Origin of the sequence: Telmatocola sphagniphila (genome assembly GCF_018398935.1) — a bacterium.
Classification (GTDB): domain Bacteria; phylum Planctomycetota; class Planctomycetia; order Gemmatales; family Gemmataceae; genus Telmatocola; species Telmatocola sphagniphila.
Window position 1 is genome coordinate 5309060 of sequence record NZ_CP074694.1, and the last position, 20671, is coordinate 5329730.

18 protein-coding genes are annotated in these 20671 nt (G+C 53.9%); 7 read left to right on the top strand and 11 right to left on the bottom strand.

The window, feature by feature from the left end:
- Nucleotides 1-443: 443 nt before the first annotated feature.
- From KIH39_RS21290 to KIH39_RS21300, 3 genes are all read left to right on the top strand, one after another.
- The gene (locus KIH39_RS21290) at nt 444-905 is read left to right on the top strand and encodes an SMI1/KNR4 family protein (protein WP_261352941.1); all 462 of its coding nucleotides are present in this window, start codon (nt 444-446) and stop codon (nt 903-905) included.
- On the top strand, nt 902-1399 hold the full coding sequence (locus tag KIH39_RS21295; protein ID WP_213495238.1) for a hypothetical protein: 498 nt from the start codon (nt 902-904) through the stop codon (nt 1397-1399). The genes KIH39_RS21290 and KIH39_RS21295 overlap by 4 nt, the downstream gene beginning before the upstream one ends.
- 80 nt (nt 1400-1479) lie before the next feature.
- Entirely contained in the window at nt 1480-1887 is a 408-nt protein-coding gene (locus KIH39_RS21300; protein WP_213495239.1) for a hypothetical protein, read from the top strand.
- A gap of 818 nt (nt 1888-2705) precedes the next feature.
- Here KIH39_RS21300 and KIH39_RS21305 read toward each other — a convergent pair.
- The 9 genes from KIH39_RS21305 to KIH39_RS21345 form a co-directional block, all read right to left on the bottom strand.
- Nucleotides 2706-4646: an FAD/NAD(P)-binding protein gene (locus KIH39_RS21305; RefSeq protein WP_213495240.1), complete on the bottom strand. Its 1941-nt coding sequence runs from the start codon at nt 4644-4646 to the stop codon at nt 2706-2708.
- Between the two features lie 187 nt (nt 4647-4833).
- Nucleotides 4834-5094 (bottom strand): hypothetical protein, encoded by a 261-nt coding sequence (locus tag KIH39_RS21310; RefSeq protein ID WP_213495241.1) that lies wholly within the window; start codon nt 5092-5094, stop codon nt 4834-4836.
- A gap of 644 nt (nt 5095-5738) precedes the next feature.
- Complete coding sequence (locus KIH39_RS21315; protein ID WP_213495242.1) at nt 5739-6143, bottom strand: HEAT repeat domain-containing protein; 405 nt, start codon at nt 6141-6143, stop codon at nt 5739-5741.
- A 38-nt stretch (nt 6144-6181) separates the two neighbouring features.
- Complete coding sequence (locus tag KIH39_RS21320; RefSeq protein WP_213500531.1) at nt 6182-7210, bottom strand: DUF1559 domain-containing protein; 1029 nt, start codon at nt 7208-7210, stop codon at nt 6182-6184.
- A gap of 207 nt (nt 7211-7417) precedes the next feature.
- Complete coding sequence (locus tag KIH39_RS21325; protein ID WP_213495243.1) at nt 7418-8404, bottom strand: TIGR02996 domain-containing protein; 987 nt, start codon at nt 8402-8404, stop codon at nt 7418-7420.
- Between the two features lie 104 nt (nt 8405-8508).
- Nucleotides 8509-9393, bottom strand: coding sequence for an SDR family oxidoreductase (locus tag KIH39_RS21330; RefSeq protein WP_213495244.1), 885 nt, complete (start codon nt 9391-9393; stop codon nt 8509-8511).
- A 96-nt stretch (nt 9394-9489) separates the two neighbouring features.
- The gene (locus KIH39_RS21335) at nt 9490-10326 is read right to left on the bottom strand and encodes a serine/threonine protein kinase (protein ID WP_213495245.1); all 837 of its coding nucleotides are present in this window, start codon (nt 10324-10326) and stop codon (nt 9490-9492) included.
- A gap of 110 nt (nt 10327-10436) precedes the next feature.
- Nucleotides 10437-11249: a DUF1559 family PulG-like putative transporter gene (locus KIH39_RS21340; RefSeq protein WP_213495246.1), complete on the bottom strand. Its 813-nt coding sequence runs from the start codon at nt 11247-11249 to the stop codon at nt 10437-10439.
- 82 nt (nt 11250-11331) lie between these two features.
- Nucleotides 11332-11688, bottom strand: coding sequence for a winged helix-turn-helix domain-containing protein (locus KIH39_RS21345; protein WP_213495247.1), 357 nt, complete (start codon nt 11686-11688; stop codon nt 11332-11334).
- Between the two features lie 180 nt (nt 11689-11868).
- Between KIH39_RS21345 and KIH39_RS21350 the strand changes: the two genes are divergently transcribed.
- The 4 genes from KIH39_RS21350 (at nt 11869) to KIH39_RS21365 (ending at nt 16719) form a co-directional block, all read left to right on the top strand.
- Nucleotides 11869-12741 carry an isoaspartyl peptidase/L-asparaginase gene (locus KIH39_RS21350; RefSeq protein WP_213495248.1) on the top strand — a complete coding sequence of 291 codons (873 nt, stop codon included), beginning with the start codon at nt 11869-11871 and terminating at the stop codon, nt 12739-12741.
- The gene (locus KIH39_RS21355) at nt 12738-13145 is read left to right on the top strand and encodes an acyl-CoA thioesterase (RefSeq protein WP_213495249.1); all 408 of its coding nucleotides are present in this window, start codon (nt 12738-12740) and stop codon (nt 13143-13145) included. The genes KIH39_RS21350 and KIH39_RS21355 overlap by 4 nt, the downstream gene beginning before the upstream one ends.
- Nucleotides 13146-13372: 227 nt before the next feature.
- Nucleotides 13373-15727, top strand: coding sequence for a TolC family protein (locus KIH39_RS21360; protein WP_213495250.1), 2355 nt, complete (start codon nt 13373-13375; stop codon nt 15725-15727).
- A 65-nt stretch (nt 15728-15792) separates the two neighbouring features.
- Entirely contained in the window at nt 15793-16719 is a 927-nt protein-coding gene (locus KIH39_RS21365) for an ATP-grasp domain-containing protein (protein ID WP_213495251.1), read from the top strand.
- A 14-nt stretch (nt 16720-16733) separates the two neighbouring features.
- Here KIH39_RS21365 and KIH39_RS21370 read toward each other — a convergent pair whose 3' ends face one another.
- The gene (locus KIH39_RS21370; protein WP_213495252.1) at nt 16734-18173 is read right to left on the bottom strand and encodes a DUF1501 domain-containing protein; all 1440 of its coding nucleotides are present in this window, start codon (nt 18171-18173) and stop codon (nt 16734-16736) included.
- Between the two features lie 4 nt (nt 18174-18177).
- Nucleotides 18178-20565, bottom strand: a complete 2388-nt coding sequence (locus KIH39_RS21375) for a PSD1 and planctomycete cytochrome C domain-containing protein (RefSeq protein WP_213495253.1) — start codon at nt 20563-20565, stop codon at nt 18178-18180.
- Nucleotides 20566-20671: the final 106 nt, after the last annotated feature.

Sequence of the window (20671 nt, forward strand, 5' to 3'; positions counted from 1 at the left end):
AGGCTACCTTGGATAAAAGATCTTCTGTGTGTGACCTGCACTAGATAAGCAGATCGTTGATAAGAAATCCCTCCTTTAGCTAATTAGGGTAGGGTAAACTCATCTCTTTTATTTTGATAAAGGGTTCTTTTCTGCGGTGTTTGCTTAAAAAATAGCTTTGTTCGTCTCAAGAAGTGTAAAACATAGGCTTTCGCCGATGAAATAGCACGGTAGCTATTATAATAAAGCATGATCGGTTACTAGGAGATCCCTACAGAACCACCGTTTTAGGCGGTTTTCCATGGACAATCGAGAGTTTTGTTCGGATTTTTAAACATACTGTCAATATGCAGATTCAAGAGCAGTTGGAAACCGCCAAGAAAGCTCTTAAAGACTAAACATCGATCTGGCAAAATGTACAGAAACATCGGAATACAAATAAATTTCTCCAGCGATCAATCGTTATGGACGATAGCTTAAATCTAAGAATTCGAAATCTCGAACACGTAAAAAACGAATGCATAATAACGAATGCGCAAATCGACGAAGTGGAGGATGAACTCTCTTTTGCTTTTCCATCAGATTATCGGTCGTTCATTCTGACTTTCGGCGTACTATTTCTGGACGGACACATTATTCGAGGAATCTATGAGGAGGACGAGCAGGAACTAGAATCATTTGGCGTAAGCATTCTTGAAACGAAGCGCGAACGCAAAAAAATCGGCAAGTTTACCGGCTATCCGGCCGATTTCATAGTCTTGGAAGCTAATTCTGGTGGCGGATACGTGCTTCTGATTTTCAGGGAAGGCAAATATACTCTTGAGAATTGGGAGAAGGACGGCGATTGGTATCTTCTGAAAGAATGGAATAGTTTCACTGACTATTTAAACGAGATCGTCGAAAATGCTGAGAAAAGCGTTCTGTGAAACCATCGCCTACTAAATCCAGATATTTTTCACGGCCAAAACTCGGCGATGTGTTTGAAGTTGCTCTTTCCAAAGGGGACTTCGGATATATTCAGTATGTTTACAATTATCGTAAGCCGCCCGTATGTGGTCCGTTGATTCGCATCCTGCCTGGACTCTACGCTTCCAGACCTGAGAATATAAGTGATTTGGTTGCGCAATCGGAACGTTTCTGGACTTTCTATCCGCTAGCTACCCTTTTGCATCAGGGATTAGTTACGAAAGTTTCAAACGAAGCAATTCCTGAACGATGTCAGACGTTCCCCTTGTTCAAGGCATGTAATCGGAACTTTCAAACGGGACAGAAGACTTGGTTTCTCTGGGATGGAGATAAAGAATGGAAAGAAGACCCACTTTCACCAGAGTATTATGATCTATCGCTTTGCCAGATTATAGGTCATGAACTACTCGTCGAACGTATTGAAACCACCTGGTCGCCTCGCGATGAAGTATAAATTTCGCGTTTTGGGCGATCGTTGAACTGTTTGAGTACTCCAAATCTAAATGGCTCGGAATTACTGGATGCGGTATGGACATGCAATATTTGAAATTTCATGGCATTGCTATGAAAGAAGCAGAAAATGAATTTTCTGCTTCTTTCTTTGAAGACGAAAAAGATGCGCTAGCGAAAAAACTGTTCGAAGAATATTTGAGTGAAGGCGCTCCGAAAGACACTAATAAATGGCTGCGATCCAAACTCAAAAGCGTTTTTCAGTATGTGGATTCACCTCCAAAGTGGGTCGAAAATGGTTTAGACCCGATTTGGCCTTTCCTAGATGGCTTTCCTATGATCTTCATCAAACAATTTGAGCTACCAGACAACGAATTTTGTGCTCAGAGTCTATCTGCTGGTACGATTTTGTACGTTTTTGGTGCTCGTCGAAAAACATCACATGGTTTCGAGATGATTTACCGAGTAGTGGAGCAAGATATAGCTTTTTAAAGATGAATTTGTCTTAGAGCCTCTAACAAAACCTCAGTTTGTTCATGGAATACTGCTACAAAAAGGGGTTTTGTTAGAGCCTCTTACGTATAAGACATACATTTCTCCTTAGTCTGCGGTATTTACGTCTGTTTTCATGTACTCAGCATACTATAGTATAGCTCGATCATTGGATGAATTCGAAAATGCCATTTCACGTCCTAGTCGAGCGAATTGAAAACGATGCTGGACCGAATTTTTCCCGGTTGAGCCAAAATATGGTCCAGGTCCGAAGTGCCCGAAATGCGGACAATTTGTCGGCTCACTACCTTTGGTACCCCCTACCGCTTCAAGTTGGATGTTTGGGGTAATCAATACGGCGATCTCGCGTTCGGAGGTCCCAGTCTTTTGATTTCTGAATTCTTCAAAGAAGTCTATCACCAAAACAGATTGACCGGCCTGAATGGATTCGAGCCCGCTCTAATGTTGAAATGCCAAAGTCGATTGAGGCTCAAAGAAACACCTCCAAATTATCTCCATGTAGAGCTCCATCGAGGGTTCACTTCAATCGACGAGGCGGGTTCAGAAGTTGTTTGGGAAGATCCCATTGTCTGTAGCTATTGTCTACTAGGGTACAAACTCAAGCGACGTCGACGCATCATTATTGATGAATCGACTTGGAACGGTGAGGACATTTTTTATGCCCGTGGCCTCCCAGGTATAATCCTCGTTTCCAGCCGTTTCAAAGAAGTGTGCGAACAGCATCAGATCAAAAATGCGATTTTCGTACCTTCCCAACACCGGCGTTAAATTGTTTGGCGTCACACTCAATTCCCTACTCACAGCGCCAGCCGATTGGCCTGTTTTATCTCACCCCAAACGCGTTCCGCCGCATCCGCGGCCTGCATCCGCAACTCCGGTACGGCCGTACTTTCCCAAAGCGCCGGCTTGCGAAGCGTTCCCACCACGAAAATCTCGGGCACCGCTTCGCCGTTGATGTCGATCAAATTTCCACTCGGCGTCGTTTCAATTCCCAGAGCCAACGCGTCGGTTCTCAGACAACCTTCCACCAGTAGCGAACCCATCACCGGATTCGCTTCCGCACTATTCGAAGGCATCGGGCCAGTGCAATTCAATACCCAGGCCGCTTGAATCAGACGAATTTGTTGCGTCGCCCGTTCCCGAATGCTCAGATGGACCAACTTATCATCGGCTTGACCCGATTCGATTTTTCCCGAAATGATTTTCAGCTGCCCGCTGGTAAGCATCTGCTGAAACTTTTCCGCCACGGCCGAAGCCATGCGATGCCGATGCACTTCCCAGAAAGGCCGCAAATGAGACAGAAAACGACGGCGTTCGATAGGACTTAATGCCTGCCAAACCTTGGCGGTGTGCGGTCGCAATCCGTCCACGACGCTGCGCCAGTCGCCTCCGTTGGCCATCCGAGATTTAGCAAGTTGACGGAGCTCGCGGCAAAATCTTCGAGCTTGCAAACCGCTATCCCGAGCGATTGAATCCTCCACTAGCTCGTCCAGTCGCGCCGGGCTCACAGCTGAGGTGGCATGCGACAGCGGCAGCAAGCCTCGCCGGGAAATCATGGTAATCGTCGACTGCGGATGGTGCTCGGCCAGCGACAGCGCAGTATCGACGGCCGTTAGTCCCGTGCCCAAAATCACGACTTGATCGCGAACTCCGACATCGTTTGTTGCGAAGGGTCGCCAGGGATCGAGGAGATAGCGGGCGCGCGGCCCGCTCCAACTCTTACCAATCGGATCGGAAGGCGGGCGGTGTCCGATGGCCAAAATCACGGCATCGGTCCGGAAACTGGTGCCGCGACCCAAGTGGACCATCCAGCCCCCCTGCGGATGGCGTGCCAATCGACGAACCTCGTCCAGTATCACATCCAGCTTGGCGTGGGCTCCGGCCTCTTCCGCAGTCGTCAGCAGTGATTCGCGAACGTACTCGCCGTACCATTGTCGCGGCAGAAAATCTTTGCCCGTCACGCCGGGATGCCGTCGCTGAGCCCAATGCAGAAAATCATCCGGCTTATCAGGCCAGGCGCTCATCCGGGCGGCGGGCACATTCAATAAATGAATCGACTCGCGAGTGCTGTAGGCCAGCCCTTCACCAATGGTTCCCCGCCGTTCGACGAGTTCAACATTCACGGGTTCGCCAGCCATCTCAGCGCGTCGCAGAATTTGGGCCGCCGCCATTGAACCGCTGAAACCACCGCCCACGATTGTGATCGTCGGGGTGAGGTTGCGATAAAGTTTCAAGGGGCTCTTGTGCGTGTTTGGTCGCGGCTCAAAGCGGCGAAATTCCTTAAGTCGCGGTGCATAGATGTGAACAGTGACTAACAACTGACCATTTTGTGAAGCGTTGCGAATCGAATGCACCCCGGCGTCATGCCCGCCAACCACTTGTCCGGCCTCAATGGGTGTCTCGTATTCGAGATCGGCATAGCCATCCGCTCCGATGCCATAGCTCGCTTCAACCGCTTCTCCCTGAATGACGCGGACTACACAAATGGAATTGGTGTGATCGTGCGGAATACTCGCTTGCCCCGGCAGCCAGGTCATCACCAGCAGTTCGTAGTGCTCGCGCAGAACAACAGGAACCCGGCTATAATTTTGCTGAGTTTTTTGAACGAAATCAATGACATCGTCGCTGGTCAGTTCGAACGCTTCGAGCGTCCTAACCAATTCGACCAAAGTGGGTTCTGGTGCGAGCTCATCGAGTTTCTGCACCAGATCAAGGAGTGGGCCGCGCAGTGTTCGCATAAGCTCCTTTCATAATAAAAGATCCGCATTCGAGAAATATCAATCTCGATAAATCCCGAATTAATCAGAACTTATTGAAGCAATAATCGGAAGGAGCTTCTGTCCTGATATCGCCTGAATTTGGATCTGTTTTTGATTTGAAAAGAGGGATCTGCGGGAGAGGAAGTGGGCGTGGAAAAAGAGGAAATCACCCAAGATCAGCATTGCGATCATATTTATAGCGTTTAAATTTTCGGTAAGGATCGCTGCTGGCGGAGACGACTCGTTCGATATCGACAGCGGACATGCCGCGATCGAGCATTTCCCGTTTCAATGCGGCGTCCAGCTCGGCCCGCCGATTCTTAATCAGATAGCTGGTGACGGTGCCAAAGGTGATGCCAGTAATCGGCACCAATACTCCCAGAGCGATGACGATGAGCCAGGGATTTTCGAGCAGAATCAAGTACATGGCCGATCCTTTGTAGATTGCGAGCAATGGATGCCGGTTATTCGGAGGAGGAAGAAGACGATTTGAATATCACTGGAATTATTGTTTGAAAAGGGGTGTTTGTATGGAAAGCTAAGGTTGGCTAACAACTCGATTTTGATACTCGTCTGTCGAACACGAGCTTTTCGATACTATTTCTGAAACAGGCGCGAAAAAGTCTCTTCGAAAATGTTCTTTTCCAAAATCCGGAGGATAACCGGACAGCACAATGACACCAGACAGGGCGAATACAAACAACGCCCATGATCAATAACTCGTTTTGTAGATGCGCTTGGCCGGGTGGTTTTCTTTGAGACAATCCATTTTCTCTTTCTCTGCATTTTCTTCAGAGGATGGAGATTTCGAATATCAAAGGCCGAGTGGATGACCATTAATACATGGTATCTAATAATCGATAGGTTAGCGACGCATCGCAGCGAAGCGCAGATGCGTTTGTGATTCAGAAATATCAGCTGTTTTCACGCATCTGCGTAAAACCTTCGATGCGTCGCTAATTTCTATCCGTAAATTGGTTTCTTTGAAATGGCGGGCTGGGCCAGAACGCATCTCTGCCCAACCTTCGATGCGTCGCTAATTCGATTTGACGACCAAAAAATGTCAATTGCTCAACTCTTACTGCGCCCTGGCTTCTTGGCCGTCGACAGCTTTGCCTGACTGGGATCAATCCGATTGATAGCCACACCGGCGGCGCGGCGGATGCGAGCATCCTGATCATGCAGTGCCGCTTGCAAGGCCGGGATAGCCTCTTTAGCCTGCTCACCCAAGACACCTAAGCCGATGGCCGCGCTCAAACGGATGTCGTCTTCCTTATCTTTCAGGGCCGCGATCAGCGCTGGCAATACCTTCTCCACTTCGCCTGTGCGGGAAGTCAGGCTGCGCACGGCCACGAAGCGCTCTTTTTCGCCGCCTTTACTCAAATCGGCGATCAGTTCATTAGTCGATTTTTCTGAACCGCAGCCGATACAGCCGAACAGGCCGACGAACAGAAGGAAGTAGATTCGATGCCGCATAGTCGTTTCCTCGGATCTCGAGTCCGGTCTGGATGCAATTACCAATTCGTGGAAATTTCCCCACCGGCTATGGTCGCCAGGTACTGATAAGTCAGCGGATCGATACTGCGGGTCAGAAAATGGACGGAGCCGTCGCCAAAAAGAAAATTGGCACCGCCAGTGTGGTAGCTGTAGAACGTATCGGGATCGAAGAAGGGTTGGTCGGCGCTGGGTAAGTGCGTTTGATTGCAGTGGGCCAGAACCAGGGCTTCGCCATAATCGGCGTTATCGTAGGCGGAACCATTTGGTCCGACCGGAGCGCTCGAAGGAGCCGTGTAAGGACTCGTGTAGGGTGTGGTGGCCATCCAGGCGGGACACATCGCCTGAGGGATGGCTCCCGCCCAGACGCTAGGGGAGTGATTACTCGAACGTTCGCCGGCGATGATCGTGTTGCTCAATCCATCGGTTACGCTGGCGAAAGTATTGCGACTGTTGCGGTAGAACAGGCCAACACCGGCCGAGCCATAAGTGCCATTCAATCCATCCGAGCCCGTTCCGGGTTGAGGATTGCCACTCGCACCGTTGAAGCATTCGATCCAGCCGTTGCAGCCGACGTAGTTGCTGTGGGCCACCGTGATCGAGTTGGAAGAGTTCCAGAAGTAGAGTGTGCAAGGTTGGGAATTCGGATCAGAAGGGCACAGATAAATATTAACAGTTTGCTGGCTGACCGTTGCATTGTTGCCAACGCCGATCCCGGCGTTGAAGTTGATTTGGTTGAAAAGATTTCCTTGTTCGATGTAGGGCAGGATGTAGGAGGCCCAACCCCAGCCGGGCCCCACGTCGTTATCCGGCGTGCTGCTCAAACTGGTGTTGCCGTCGGTATAGCCGGGGGGAAACATGTTGTTAGCGTCGTGGTAGCTGTGTAAGGCCAGCCCGATCTGCTTCAGGCTGTTGGTGCACTTCATCCGGGCCGCGGCTTCGCGAACCTTCTGGACTGCCGGCAGCAGAAGCCCAATCAGAATAGCGATGATCGCGATAACCACCAGCAGTTCGATGAGCGTAAAGCCTTGGCGTTTCTGGGTTTTCATGGTACCACTCGAAGCGTTATACAATGTAATAACCAATGGAATAACTTAGTATTACAAATTTATACGCGGCCGTCAATCAAATTGTTCGCGCGGCCAGAACCGACAAATAAAGGGAAACTTAGAGAGCAGGGAGGACGGGCGATTTCGTCAGAATTGGAAACTACGCGAAGGGCAGCGCGGAATCCGTTGCTGCCGATGGAAAGAGAGTTATTTGTACTCTTTGACGAAGTGTGGGGAATCCAGCAGTGCTTTCAATTCCGTCGGGTTCACTGCGTTCGGCTTGTAGAGCAGCGCCCGGCGACTTAAGCCCTGATCGTCTTCCAGATCGTGAAAAGTCTTGGCCACCGCCCAGATGTTGGCTTTGGAGAGACTGTCGCCCAGATAGACCCAGTCGTTCATGTTCAGCAATTCGGGTTCCGAGGTCAGATCGGGTTCCATCAGCTTGTGCAAGAAGTAAGGTTGATTGGCCAGCTTCCGCATCCGTTCCCGTTCCGTCGGCGTGGCTCGCAGCCAGGCCGGGTAATCTTCCAGCATCACATTTCGTTCCGGAACTACCGTTTCGCCCTTGAGGTTAATGAACAGATCGACCGAATCGTCCAGCAATCGCGGCACCCGTACTTCGATGACGCCCAACCCGGCTTCTCGGGCGTTGGAAATCAGCGTTTCCATGTCCTCGTCGAATTCGGCATCACTGACCAGATGCAGCGAACGGAGCGAATCGAGTTCGGGAACTTTGGAAAGCAGTTCGATGAAATTGGAAGCGGTGGTCAGCTTCACCTGGCGAATCGGCGTGAGGGGGAACAGGTGATAATCGGCATCCATGAATCCGACGACCGAGGCGGAAATATCTTCGATGAAACCGCGGCGAAAACCCCAGGCGCCCCCTTTGCCGAACAGTCGGGCCGTCAGCCATTTCAATGGTTCTTTCAGGCGGGGCATCAGATGCGTGCGGAATGGCCGTTCCCAGCAGGTGCGATATTGTTCGAGGAGTTCGCGTTCGCGGTGGGCGATCGTGGGCCAGCGGGGGCTATCCAGCTCCATGGCTTCGATGTCGATTTGCAATTGAATTAATTCGGCCCGAGCTTGACAGGCCCGATCGGGGCGGGCGCGCAGGACCTCCGCATACGCCAGCCGGGGAGCATTATCATCCGGGGCCGAAAGGATGGCCCGGATATGTGTTGCGTCATCAACCATGGAGCTTGTCTCGAGTCCGTGAGCTTTCAGCTAGTATAGCTTGCAAAAAGGCCAGCGGCGCTCCGAGACGGACGAACCGGATTGATTCCGAGATCCACCGGAAATCATACCGCCATGGCGTGATAACCGCAATCCACGTAAAGGATTTGCGCTGTGATCGCACTGGCCATATTGCTGCACAGGAAAACCGTGGCATCGGCGACTTCGTTCGGCTCGATACCCCGGGGCAGCGGGCTGCGGGCCGCCGCATATTTGATCGATTCGTCGAAGTCCGGTCGAATGGATCGGGCAGCCCGGGAAGCGTAAGGGCCAGCCGAGATCAGATTCACCCGGATCCCCTTGGGGCCGAGATTGTGCGCGAGTTGACGGGCATCAATCTGCAAGGCGGCTTTGGCCGTCGACATGCCCCCACCGTAGTAGGGGACCACGCGTTCGCCGCCCAGATAGGTCAGGCCAACCGCACTGGCCCCACCCGGTCGATTTTCCATGAACGGGGTCGCAGCTCGCAGCATGGAGGTGAGCGAGTAAGCGCTGATCCCGAGGGCTTCCATGTAGCCTTTGCGAGAAGTGTCGACCATCTTCTTCATGATTTCCCGACTGAAAGCGATCGAGTGAATCAGAATGTCGATGCCGCCAAACTCCTTGCCCACGGCCTGGATCATCCCTTCAATGCTGAAGTCGGAAAACTTGGCATAGCGCCGGTCGTTCTTCACTTCATCCGGCACATCGGCCATCGTGTCGTAGCTGGCGTCGCAGGGGAAGACCTTCTCGACTTTGAGTTCGCCGTCGCCGTAAGGGAGCTTGCGGGACTCGGCATCCTGATCGCGCGTCAAAAAGGAATCGACGATCCCCATCATGCGAGGATGGCAGGCCAGTACGATTTTGGCCCCGGCGGCTTTCAGTGCTTTAGCAATAAACCAGGCGAAACTTTCGTTGTCGCCCACACCGGTCACCAGCGCCACCTTGCCCGTGAGATCTATAGGAATCATCAGTTTTCCACCTGAATCGAGAACCGTTCCGGAATCGTTCCAATTTCAAGATTTTCTTAGAGATGAGAGCGGTCTTTTCAAGCAATCCGGGCTCGCTCAGGCCGCCAGCCGACGATTAATCGCTAACAATCGCGTCATTTCTTTTTGAAGATTGGCGGCCGAAGGCCGTTTTTTCGGCCGCCGACTCAATAAAGCGTTCACCAGTTCGATCAATACTCGCGGTGTGTCGAGCTCGGTCGAGACCAGCAATTCCGGAAGCGTATCGCGATGCAGCCGGAGCAATTCCTCCGAACTGACGAAAGGGTAAGGCAGTCTTCGGGTGAACATTTCGAACGCCGTCACACCCAGCGAAAATAAATCGGAAGAATAATCGTCGATCGATTGATCTTCACATAACTCCGGTGCCACGTACTGGGCCGTACCCAGCACGTAGCCTTCCTCCTGCATCGAGCGGTGTTCGTTGGGGCGATGAGCGAAGCCCAGATCGATGACTTTGGTTCCACCGCCGCGCAGCAGATAAATGTTGTCGGGCTTGATGTCGCCATGAATGAAGCCTTTACCGTGCAACGCGGCCAGCCCGGCGGCACAATCGCGCAAAATCTCCGCAATCGCTCGCCAGGAGAATTTGTGCTGTCGATTCAGTCGACGGCGCAGTGTTTCCCCTTCAAGCCATTCCAAAAGCAGATAACGGGGAGTGAATTTCAAATGCGCGGCCACTGTCCGAATCACATTCGGATGTTGAATCGCCAGTCCGACCCGGGCTTCGGTTTTCAACAGATGCAGAGCCAGCGGATCATTGCGCTTGGCGGGTCGGATGCGCTTTAAGGCAAAGCGTTCGGCACTGGTGGTCGAGCGGACGGCGAAAACTTCCGTCACAGATCCCCGTCCCAGCGGGCGTACCCATTCGATGCCCGCAATCGCCTCGGCCGACATGGTCCCACACCTAAAAGTAGAAGAATTCAGGTTCTGAATTCATCGGAAAAATGCGGGATTTAGCTTAAATGAAAAAGCTGGGTAAGCTTGGCTTTTGTAGCAAATACTATTTACGGATAACTGGGAGAAGAACCATTAGTCAAAAACTGCACCGGTCCGACTTCGGTTAGACCCGCCTGGGTCATCGTGGTGGCGTGGCCATCGCAATAAAGCACATTGAAAGTGTTGATATGCCGTTCGTCGGGATAATGGGTTTTTGGATTGGTCGTATCCGGGAACGGCCAGGGGCCGCGCGGATTGGTAGGTGTGGCTGCGTGAGTCGAATCGGCACATCCGGGGGTCTTGCCATGATCCCAGACGATCAGAATGTTGGAAGTTCCGTTGCCGTTGGTGAGTAGCAGCAGGCTCTTGCCGTTCGGTCCGCCGCTCACGTAGTTCATGCCGTAGCTGCACTGGTAACTCAGCCCCGAGGTGGGATCGAATCCCAGAGGACATTTGAAAATCTTCTGATTGCCTTCGATATAGGGCCAGAGCGTACCGGCCGGGTAACCGCCGTTAGTGTAGGTGTTGTCGGGATTGACAGTGCCCACGGCATTGGTGGTCGTGGAGGGGGAAGGACGATTATCATAGGGAGCCCACCAGACTTCCTTGGGGCCGGTCCAGATGGTGGCCGAGGTGATCGAATAACAGTTCGCATCGACGCCGCCGCTCGTATCGCACTGGCGATAGCGCGGGAAAACGCCGAGAGCCGATTCATAGTTGTGGATGGCCAGGCCAATTTGGTGAAGATTGTTGGCGCACTGCATCCGTGCGGCGGCCGCCCGAACTTTTTGCACTGCCGGTAGCAATAAGCCGATCAGAATCGCAATGATGGCGATGACTACCAGCAGTTCAATGAGCGTAAAGGCCGTACGTCGAGGCATTACCGGGACTCTGTGATTGATCGTTATGTCTGTACGGGAATAGCGATGGGTATGATAGAAAACGGGGAGGAAGCGGAAAGGCTCAGGAGGATTTGCGGGCTGGCTTATTGAAATCGGAGGCGAGGCGGGCAGTTTTCTTAAGTAGGCTTTCGTAGATGCGAACGGCTTCCTTTCCCCGAGGGGTCAGGATCGCTCCGCCGCCCCCTTTGCCCCCGGTGGAAACTTCGACGAGCGTCTCCCCGGCGGCACGATTTATATCCTGCACCAGACTCCAAGCCCGGCGATAGGACATTTTCATCTGCTTGGCGGCGGCGGAGATACTGTGGTGCGTGTCGATGTGGCCGAGCAATTCGTAGCGCCCCGGCCCGAGTACTTTTTCCCCATCGCGTTCGATCCAGACTCGAACTTTGAGATTCCAGTCGTTTTTCTGATCCAGCATGAGAGAAATTTCCTATCGGTCTCGGAGGAGGAATAGCTAGTTTATTCAAATTTCTATTTCCATTTCGACTCATGAAAGGTGCGAGTAGCGGCCGCTTCCCTCAGATAAGGGTGGAAATTGATTCCCGGCGCCTAAAATGCCATTCTGGTTATCGAATCTCTATCCAACCCCCGAGGCGTTATGCCGGAACCTGTCGTCATTGCTACCTGGCCGTTCGGTAAAATTGCAGCCGAGGCTGCTTCCAAATTGCTGCTGGCCGGTAAGCCGGCCATCGACGCGGCGGTGGCCGGAGCCCAGGCGGTCGAAGACGATGGCACGACGCGTTCGGTCGGTTTCGGCGGCATCGGTAATCGCATCGGCACCGTCTCGCTGGATTCCTGCGTGATGGACGGTCGGACGCTCGACTGCGGTTCCGTTGCCGGGGTCGAGAACATTCGGCACGTCGCAGCACTCGCCAAGCGAGTCTACGAAAAGACCCCGCACGTGATGCTGGTGGGCGAATGGGCTCGGATCTTTGCCATCCAGAACGGCTTCCCTCTCGATACTTTGAATACCCCTGGTAGTGTGGCCGATTGGGAAAAAAACCGACCCAAACCGGATGAGCCCCACGTTCTGGGCCACGATACGGTCACCGTACTGGCACAAGATATGAAGGGGCACCTCGGCGGAGCCTGCACCACTTCCGGCCTGGCTTACAAAGTGCCGGGCCGGGTGGGCGATTCGCCGATCATCGGCTGCGGACTTTACGTCGATGATACGGCCGGGGCAGCCGGGGGAACTGGCGTGGGTGAGGAAATCATTCGAGTGGTCGGAGCGATGTTCATCGTCGAGCAGATGCGCGCCGGCAAAACTCCGCAGGAAGCGACCGAAGCCGCGATCCAGAGGGTGATCGCCAATGCCGGGCGACGAGGAGTGCACGTCGCCTCCGTCTGCTTCCTGGCTTTGGATCCCAAAGGTAACGTCGGTGCGGCCTGCACCAAGGGCAGTAACTTCACGTATGCCGTCGCCCGCGGCGCCAAAATTGAACTGTTAAAGTCGAAAGAGCTTTCGTGAGCGCCCCATTCAGCATCGAACGCCGGGTCGAATTCGGCGACACGGATCTGGCCGGTATCGTCCACTTCTCCAACTTCTTCAAATACATGGAAGTGGCGGAGACCGCCTTTTTGCGTTCGCACGGCCTGAGCGTTTCCTGGTCGCAGGACGGTGAGCGGCGCGGATTTCCGCGCGTTTCCACCACCTGCGATTTCAAACAGCCCGCTTTTTTTGAGGATGTGCTGACGATTTCGGTCACGCTGGAGCGACTTGGAAAAAAATCGCTCAGTTATCGTTTTGATTTTCGGCGGGGAAACGACGAAATCGCCGTAGGCCGCCTCACTTCCGTATACTGCCGGAGCACTCCGGAACACCGGGTTGAGTCAATGGAAATACCGTCAGAGATTCGCCAGAAGCTCTCGTAGATTCTGTAGAGTTCGCCAGACCGCAGAAGTCCCCGGATAGCTCTCTTTAGTACCCTTTAATCAAATTTCCCATTTTGTGCCGAGTGGGAAGAAAAATTTCCATTTTTTCGGATTAGTCTGCCAAACCAGAAAAGTCTGCCTTGTTCTACTGCCGATAGCGGGTATACGGGACAACCTCGGGCGGGGGCACGAGTTGATACCGGTTCGTTAGGGACGGGGGGGCGAATATGAAACGATGGAAGTCCAAGCTGGCAGTTCCTGCTATGCTGACCATCCTCGGCGCAACAGGCTGCAAGCAGCAGCTGTATATGCATCAAGACGATCACCTGGGTGTTACGACGCTGAATCTGCCCAAGGATCTGGACACCAATCCGAATTATTCCGTCGCAGCCAATCCACGCGAGGATATTAGAACTCCTCCGACGGTGGATGATCCCGATCAACCAGCACGTTACATGACTCTCCAGGAAGCCCTAATCATGGGCCTGGAGCAGGGGAACCGCGGCAACAACTCCGCGGCGGCGCTGCCTGGGGGGAACATCAGCCGATCCATCGTCAATGACGACTTGGTGACCTTCACGGGTTCGGGCGTCAGCAGCGACGACCCGATTCGCGCTTTTGCTCTCGATCCCGCCTCTATTGGCGCGAACATCGAAGGTGCACTGGCGAAGTTCGATACGCGCTGGGTGACGGCGGCTAACTGGGGCCGAACCGATACTGCACCGGTTAATATTTTCTCGGCGGCGAACAACGGGGACACGGCATCGGTATCAAGCGGCTTCATTAAGCCGTTGCCGACAGGTGGTGTGGCCGGGGTGACTTTCGAAACCGATTATCAGAAGGTCGCCAATCCGAACGTCGGCGGCACCACATACACGACAACCAACCCGGCTTATCGACCTTCTTTGACGTTCGCCATCGATCAGCCTTTATTGCGCGATTACGGCGTCGACATCAACCAGTTGCTGGCCTCTCACCCCGGTTCATCGGTCATTCCGAACTATAAGCCCACGGGGGGGCGTTCCGAAGGTATTCTGATTACCCGTATTCGCTACGAACAGCAGAAGTATGAATTCGAACGCAACGTCAATATTCTGCTTTTCAATATCGAGTCGGCCTACTGGAACTTGTACGCATCGTACTACGCTCTGTATGCGAACGACCAGGGTCTGCGACAGTCGTTTGAAACCTGGCGGTTGACCCGCGTGCTGGTGGAAGCCGGTTTGCGAGCCGACCAGGATCTGGCTCAGGTCCGCAGCCGATTCGAAGGCTTCCGCGCCAGCCGTATTGCCGCTTTGCAGACCACCATGGAAGCAGAGCGACAGCTGCGATCCTTGCTCGGCATGCCGCCGGTCGATGGATTCCGGCTCGTACCGGCGGATCAGCCGACTCAGGCTCTCTACATGCCGGACTACAAGGAAGCCGTGAATGAGACTCTGCAGAATCGTCCCGAGTTGAATATGATTCGCCAGGATCTGAAGGCCCAGCAATTGAATCTGCTGGTGCAGAAGAACAGCACCCGGCCCGACCTGCGATTCAGTGCTAATTACAACATCAACTCAATCGGCAGTCGATTGGATGGATCCGCACCCAACAACGCACTTGGGGCTCTGGCGGATAACAATTACAACACCTGGAACATGGGTCTTCGGCTGGATATTCCTCTCGGCTACCGGGATGGTTATGCTGCTAAACGGGTGGCCGAGTTGCAATTGGCCCGTACCTATGTGACGCTGCGAAATCAGGAGCGTAAGGCCGAGGACTTCACCAAGGTCGCCTATCAGCAGTTGTTCAATCAGTACCAACAGATTCGGGCTTATCGCGCTCAACGTGAAGCTCTGGGTCGCGAACTCGAACTGTTGTTCTCCCGAGTGCAATTGGGTAAAGACCCCTTGTTGAATATGTTGGATGCCCAGCGCGACTTCGCCAGTGCCATCCAATCGGAACAGCAGGCGGTGGCTAACTACAACGTGGCTATCGCCGGTTTCCACTACGCCAAGGGAACTTTACAGATGTACGATAACGTGGGAATTGCCGATGGACCGTTGCCTTCGAGCGGTCTGATTCCCAGCCACGAAGTGCATAAGCGAAAACGCCGTTTCGATAAGACAGGTGTCGAACCGGTCGCTTCGGGTAGCGTAGTTCCTGGTACTCCCGTTCCGGGCGGAGTGTTACCTCCGGGCGTAGTGGCTCCGGCCGTTCCGGCTCCGGTGGTTCCAGGGGCTCCGTTGAATCCGGGAACCCCGGCTCCGACGACACCTGGCAATAATCCGCCGACGGCGTTCGTACCTGGTGTTACCTCGGATTCTGCCTCATCAACGATTTATAAACCGACTGCGACTCAGACGGTTCCCAGCGTGGGAGTGCCGCTGCAGCCTTCGGTTTTGGGAACGAATGATGTGGCTCCGCCGAACGTGATTGCTCCGCCGCCAATCACCTCCGATACGGGCAGACCACTGATCACGGTGACGACCACACCGAACGAAAATGTGCCGGTACCGCCCGCGGGGGCCTTATTGCCTCCGGCGAACGATCCGGTACCTGGTAACAACAATTTCATACCGACGTCCCGACAGAAATAATTGTTAGAACCACCTTCTCGAGGAGCCGCAAGGCTCCTCAGTCTGTTTTGAGTTACAATTTTTTCATGGCCAAGATTTTCGTTTACGAACACTTCTGTGCCTTAGCCAATCCTCCGCAGACAGAAACGTTACCGCAATCGCTTTTGACCGAAGGCCGGGCAATGCGCGATGCGATCGTAGAGGATCTGGCACGGATTCCCGGTATCGCAATCCTATCGGGGGATAGTTCCGATGCAGATGATATCCGTGAGCAGGTGAAGCGGGCCGATTGGTCGCTGATCATCGCTCCGGAAACTGACGGTATTCTGTTTCGCCTTAGCGAACTGGTGGAGTCGAGTGGCGGCCGATTACTCTCCCCTTCGTTACAAGCGATATTCCTGTGCGGGGGAAAAGACAAACTCGCGCGCCGGATCGATCCCGATATCCCGACGCCCGATGAAAGACCCGATGTCTATCCGCAAGTCTGGAAGCCCTATGATGGCGCTGGCTCGGTCGATACCTTTTTGGTCCCGGATGCTCAGGCCGCTCAATTGCTGATCGATCGAGGTTATGGCGAGTTGTATCGCACGGAGTTTGTGCCCGGCCTGGCCGCGAGCATCTCTTTCCTCGTCGGGCCTGAAATCATACTCCCGCTGAAGGCTTGCCGACAAATACTCTCGGAGGATGGCCGGTTTCAATATCTCGGCGGCGAGGTGCCCCTGGAAACTAATTTGGAACAGCGGGCGATTCAACTGGGAATAAAAGCCATTCGCTGGCTCTTGGCTGAGGCTCCTTTCGTCGGCTACATTGGGATCGATTTGATTTTGGGCGAACGCGATGTGCTGATTGAAATCAATCCGCGCCTCACCACTTCTTACATCGGGCTAAGACAGTTGACCGAATCGAATCTGGCTGAAGCGATGTGGAAAATTGCCGAGGGAAAAGCGACGGAAGTGAAATGGAAGCCCGGGCGAGTACGCTTCCAATCGAATGGTCAGTTTGAAATCAGTTAAATTCAAAACCGGGATCAGCTCAGCAATTCTTTGCGGACCGAGCAGGCGCCTTCGGGACCAATGAGCCGTTGCTGCAACCCCTGATAAGAGTAGCGTAACTTCCAGGCATCCAGACCCATCAGATGCAGGATGGTCGCTTGCAGATCGTGAACGCTCATTTTGCCATCGGCGATGTTGTAACCGAGTTCGTCGGTCGCCCCGAAGGTAATCCCTGGCTTCACGCCCGCTCCCGCCATCCAGATTGTAAAGGCGTGCGGGTGATGATCGCGGCCCAGCAGCTTCGAGCCGCCCCGAGCTTCGTTCATGCTGGTTCGGCCGAATTCACCCCCCCAGACTACTAGCGTCGAATCCAACATCCCTCGGCGTTTCAAATCGGTGAGTAGAGCGGCGATCGATTTATCGGTCTGCTGGCATTTTTTGGGCAGAGCAGTGGCCACATCGTCTCCGGAGTTGGTGCCGTGAATATCCCAGCCCCAATCGAACAATTGCACGAAGCGAACGCCTTTTTCCACCAGTCGCCGGGCCAGAAGGCAATTATTGGCGAAGGAAGCTTTCCCCGGTTCCGCGCCGTACAGGGTCAGCGTTTCCTTGGTTTCTTTCTTCAGCTCCATGACTTCCGGTACGCTCATCTGCATGCGGAAGGCCAGTTCGTACTGCTCGATGCGGGTGCGGGTTTCCGGATCGCCGAACTCTTTCAGTTCCAATTCATTCAAGGTTTTAAGAGCATCCAGGCTGCGACGACGATCCTCCCGATCCATGCCCGGCGGATTGTTGGCGTAGAGGACGGGATCACCTATGGTTCGGCACTGCACGCCCTGGTAGACACTGGGTAAGGGTCCCGTACTCCAGAGGGCTTTGCCGCCCGTGGGATCGGTCCCGCCGGAGATCAGCACCACGAAGCCTGGCAGGTTCTGGTTTTCGGTTCCGAGGCCGTACAGGATCCAGGAGCCCATGGATGGGCAGCCGTTGCGGGCGTTGCCGCTGAACAGAAAAAGTTCCGCCGGAGCGTGGTTGAACTGCTCGGTCCACATCGATTTCACGAAGCAGAGTTCATCGGCGTGTTTCGAAAGTTCGGGCAACAGTTCGCTGATCCAGGCGCCGCTTTTGCCGTGTTGAGCAAACTTGAAAGAAGGTCCGAGCAGATTCGGGTGCCCCTTGATGAAGGCAAAGCGGGCATTCTTCAGGAAATCGTCCGGGCAGGGCTTCATGTGAAGTTCTTTGAGCTTCGGCTTGAAGTCGAAGAGTTCCTGCTGCGGCGGCGCTCCCGACATGTGCAGATAAATAATGTGCTTCGCCTTGGCAGGCAGCGGAGGAGCCTTGACCGCCAGCGGATTTGTCGGCGGCGCATCGGCCCGCAGCAGATCGGCAAAGGCCAGGCTACCGATGCCCACGGCGGAATTGCGCAAAAAATGGCGGCGCGTCTGAAACTGCAGCCAGTCGTTTCGAATGTTCACGGTTTCAATTCCTCGTCAGCACGGAATCCTGATTCAAAAGCACGTTGGCGATGATGGTCCAGGCAGCCGTCTCCGGATCGCCGGCCAATTTTTTCGCGGCTTCCTTATCCTTTTCGAAGCGGGCTTTTTCCGATTCCAGAAGTTTGTTCAGAGGAGCCAGGATCTCGGGAGTGGCCGGTCGCCCGGTGGTCAGTTCGTAAGCGAACTGCATCGAAGCTTTGCCTTCGCTCATAATCCGCTTTGCCAGCGCCTGGGCCGCTTCGAAAAAGACCGGATCGTTCAAGGTCACAAAGGCCTGCAGCGGCGTGTTGGTGCGAATGCGACGTACGGTGCAGGTTTCGCGGCTGGGGGCATCGAATGTCGTCATGGCGGGATTGGGAATGGTGCGCCGCCAGACGGTATAAATGCCTCGACGATAGCGATCGTCGCCGGTGGAAGTCGGGTAGCTACGTTCGCCGTTGAAAGCGGCCTGCCAGAGGCCATCCGGTTGTGGCGGGTAAACGCTCGGTCCCCCAAGTTTCTTTTTCAGCAATCCGGAAAGTGCCAAGGCCTGATCGCGAATCATCTCCCCTTCGAGACGGTAGCGGGGAGCACGAGAAAGGAGAACATTTTTCGGATCTTTCTCGAGATGTTCCGGAAGTGTTTGGGAGGATTGGCGATAGGTGGCTGAGGTTACCAGCAGTTTGATCAATGCTTTCACATCCCATTTGTCGCCGATAAATTCCGTCGCCAGCCAATCGAGCAATTCGGGATGCGAAGGCAATTCTCCCTGAGTACCAAAGTCTTCTTCGGTTTCGAGCAGACCGCGTCCAAACAACTGCGACCAGAGGCGATTGACTTCGACCCGGGCCGTCAGCGGGTTATTTTCCTGAACGATCCACTTCGCCAGAGCCAGTCGATTGATGCTGGTTACCTCGGTCAATTTCGGAAAGGCCGCCGGGAGGGTAGGCTTCACTTCTTCACCGGGATTCAAAAAATCGCCTTTGACCATCATCCGCGTTTTTCGCTGCCGTTCCTTGGCCAGCTCTTCCATAACCGGCAGCGTGGGAATGACCGGTTTGGCCTTCTTCAGCGCGGCCATTTCGTCCTTCCACTTCTTGAAGTAGGGGGACTCGGCCTCGAACTGCTCCTCCAGTTTTTTTGCATCTGGTTTGGCGTCGGTTTTTTTGCGAGTTTTTTCCCATTCTTCCCGGGCCTTTTTTCGTTCGGGGCTGTCGGCCTTGATTTCTTTTTGAATCTCGGCCAGCCGTGCATCGATCTGCTTTACCCTGGCCAGCAGTTCGGGCGCGGCCACTTGCAACAACGGAGTTTCATTCGGCTGATCGTTGTCGGCCGTCTGGTTGAAAACGGCATAAACCTGGTAATACTCCTTCTGCGTGAACGGATCGTATTTATGGTTATGGCATTTGGCGCAGCCGAAGGTGATGCCCATCCAGACCTGCAGCGTCGTATCCACGCGATCCTTCACAGCCGCGACTCGGAATTCTTCGCGATCGGTGCCCCCTTCGGTGTTAGTCATGGTATTGCGATTGAAGGCCGTAGCGATTTTCTGCTCGAGTGTGGGGTTCGGCAACAAATCGCCGGCAATCTGCTCGACGGTAAAGCGGTCGTAGGGGAGATTTCGATTGAAGGCTTCGATCACCCACTCGCGATACTTCCACATGTTCAGCCGCAGCGGATCGGAACCATAACCGGCGGAGTCGGCGTAACGGGCCAGATCGAGCCAGGTGCGAGCCATGCGTTCGCCATAAGCGGGATCGGCCAGGAGCTTGTCGACCCACTTTTCGTAGGCATCGGCCGACTTATCTGCGAGGAATTCCTGTACTTCCTGCGGCGTCGGCGGCAGGCCGCGTAAATCGAGACTCAGCCGACGCAAGAGAATAGGCCGGCTGGCTTCCGGCGCAGGTTTCAGACCGTGAGCCTGCAGTTCTTTCAGAATGAAAGCATCGATGGGATTGCGTATCCAGTTGCCTGAATTCAGCTTCGGCACTTCAGGTCGCTGTGGCTTTACGAAAGCCCAATGCTCCGAGTAGGCAGCGCCCTGTTCGACCCATTTTTTCAATGTCGCTATCTGCTCCGCAGTCAACCGGTTGCCCGATTCTTCAGGCGGCATCGGTTCCTGAGCGTCTTGAATGCGCACCAGCAGCCGGGATTTATGCGTTTCTTTGAGATCAATGGCCTGGCCCTTTTTGCGCGGAGCAATCGCGGCCTCCCGGATATCCAGACGGAGTTTGGCCTCGCGGTGAGCTTCGTCCGGCCCGTGGCAAGAAAAGCAATTCTTGGCCAGGATCGGTTTCACGTCCCGATTGTAATCGATGCGGTCAGCACAGACAGCCGGAGAGACAAATAGTAAGCTGACCGCCAGACCGGGCAAAAAACGGGTCCAGCGCATGGGGTGGGAACCTTCAACGGAGAGCAGGCGATATAAGGATTTATTCTAAACGAATTCGCGGAACAGGAGAATTGAAAAATGAAATCCGGCAGGGGCCCGGCCGCCT

Excerpts from the sequence above, each read along its gene's own strand:
- KIH39_RS21290 (WP_261352941.1), top strand. The coding sequence starts at position 444 with ATGGACGATAGCTTAAATCTAAGAATTCGAAATCTCGAACACGTAAAA.
- KIH39_RS21300 (WP_213495239.1), top strand. The coding sequence starts at position 1,480 with ATGCAATATTTGAAATTTCATGGCATTGCTATGAAAGAAGCAGAAAAT.
- KIH39_RS21305 (WP_213495240.1), bottom strand. The coding sequence starts at position 4,646 with ATGCGAACACTGCGCGGCCCACTCCTTGATCTGGTGCAGAAACTCGAT.
- KIH39_RS21310 (WP_213495241.1), bottom strand. The coding sequence starts at position 5,094 with ATGTACTTGATTCTGCTCGAAAATCCCTGGCTCATCGTCATCGCTCTG.
- KIH39_RS21315 (WP_213495242.1), bottom strand. The coding sequence starts at position 6,143 with ATGCGGCATCGAATCTACTTCCTTCTGTTCGTCGGCCTGTTCGGCTGT.
- KIH39_RS21320 (WP_213500531.1), bottom strand. The coding sequence starts at position 7,210 with ATGAAAACCCAGAAACGCCAAGGCTTTACGCTCATCGAACTGCTGGTG.
- KIH39_RS21325 (WP_213495243.1), bottom strand. The coding sequence starts at position 8,404 with ATGGTTGATGACGCAACACATATCCGGGCCATCCTTTCGGCCCCGGAT.
- KIH39_RS21330 (WP_213495244.1), bottom strand. The coding sequence starts at position 9,393 with ATGATTCCTATAGATCTCACGGGCAAGGTGGCGCTGGTGACCGGTGTG.
- KIH39_RS21335 (WP_213495245.1), bottom strand. The coding sequence starts at position 10,326 with ATGTCGGCCGAGGCGATTGCGGGCATCGAATGGGTACGCCCGCTGGGA.
- KIH39_RS21340 (WP_213495246.1), bottom strand. The coding sequence starts at position 11,249 with ATGCCTCGACGTACGGCCTTTACGCTCATTGAACTGCTGGTAGTCATC.
- KIH39_RS21345 (WP_213495247.1), bottom strand. The coding sequence starts at position 11,688 with ATGCTGGATCAGAAAAACGACTGGAATCTCAAAGTTCGAGTCTGGATC.
- KIH39_RS21350 (WP_213495248.1), top strand. The coding sequence starts at position 11,869 with ATGCCGGAACCTGTCGTCATTGCTACCTGGCCGTTCGGTAAAATTGCA.
- KIH39_RS21360 (WP_213495250.1), top strand. The coding sequence starts at position 13,373 with ATGAAACGATGGAAGTCCAAGCTGGCAGTTCCTGCTATGCTGACCATC.
- KIH39_RS21365 (WP_213495251.1), top strand. The coding sequence starts at position 15,793 with ATGGCCAAGATTTTCGTTTACGAACACTTCTGTGCCTTAGCCAATCCT.
- KIH39_RS21375 (WP_213495253.1), bottom strand. The coding sequence starts at position 20,565 with ATGCGCTGGACCCGTTTTTTGCCCGGTCTGGCGGTCAGCTTACTATTT.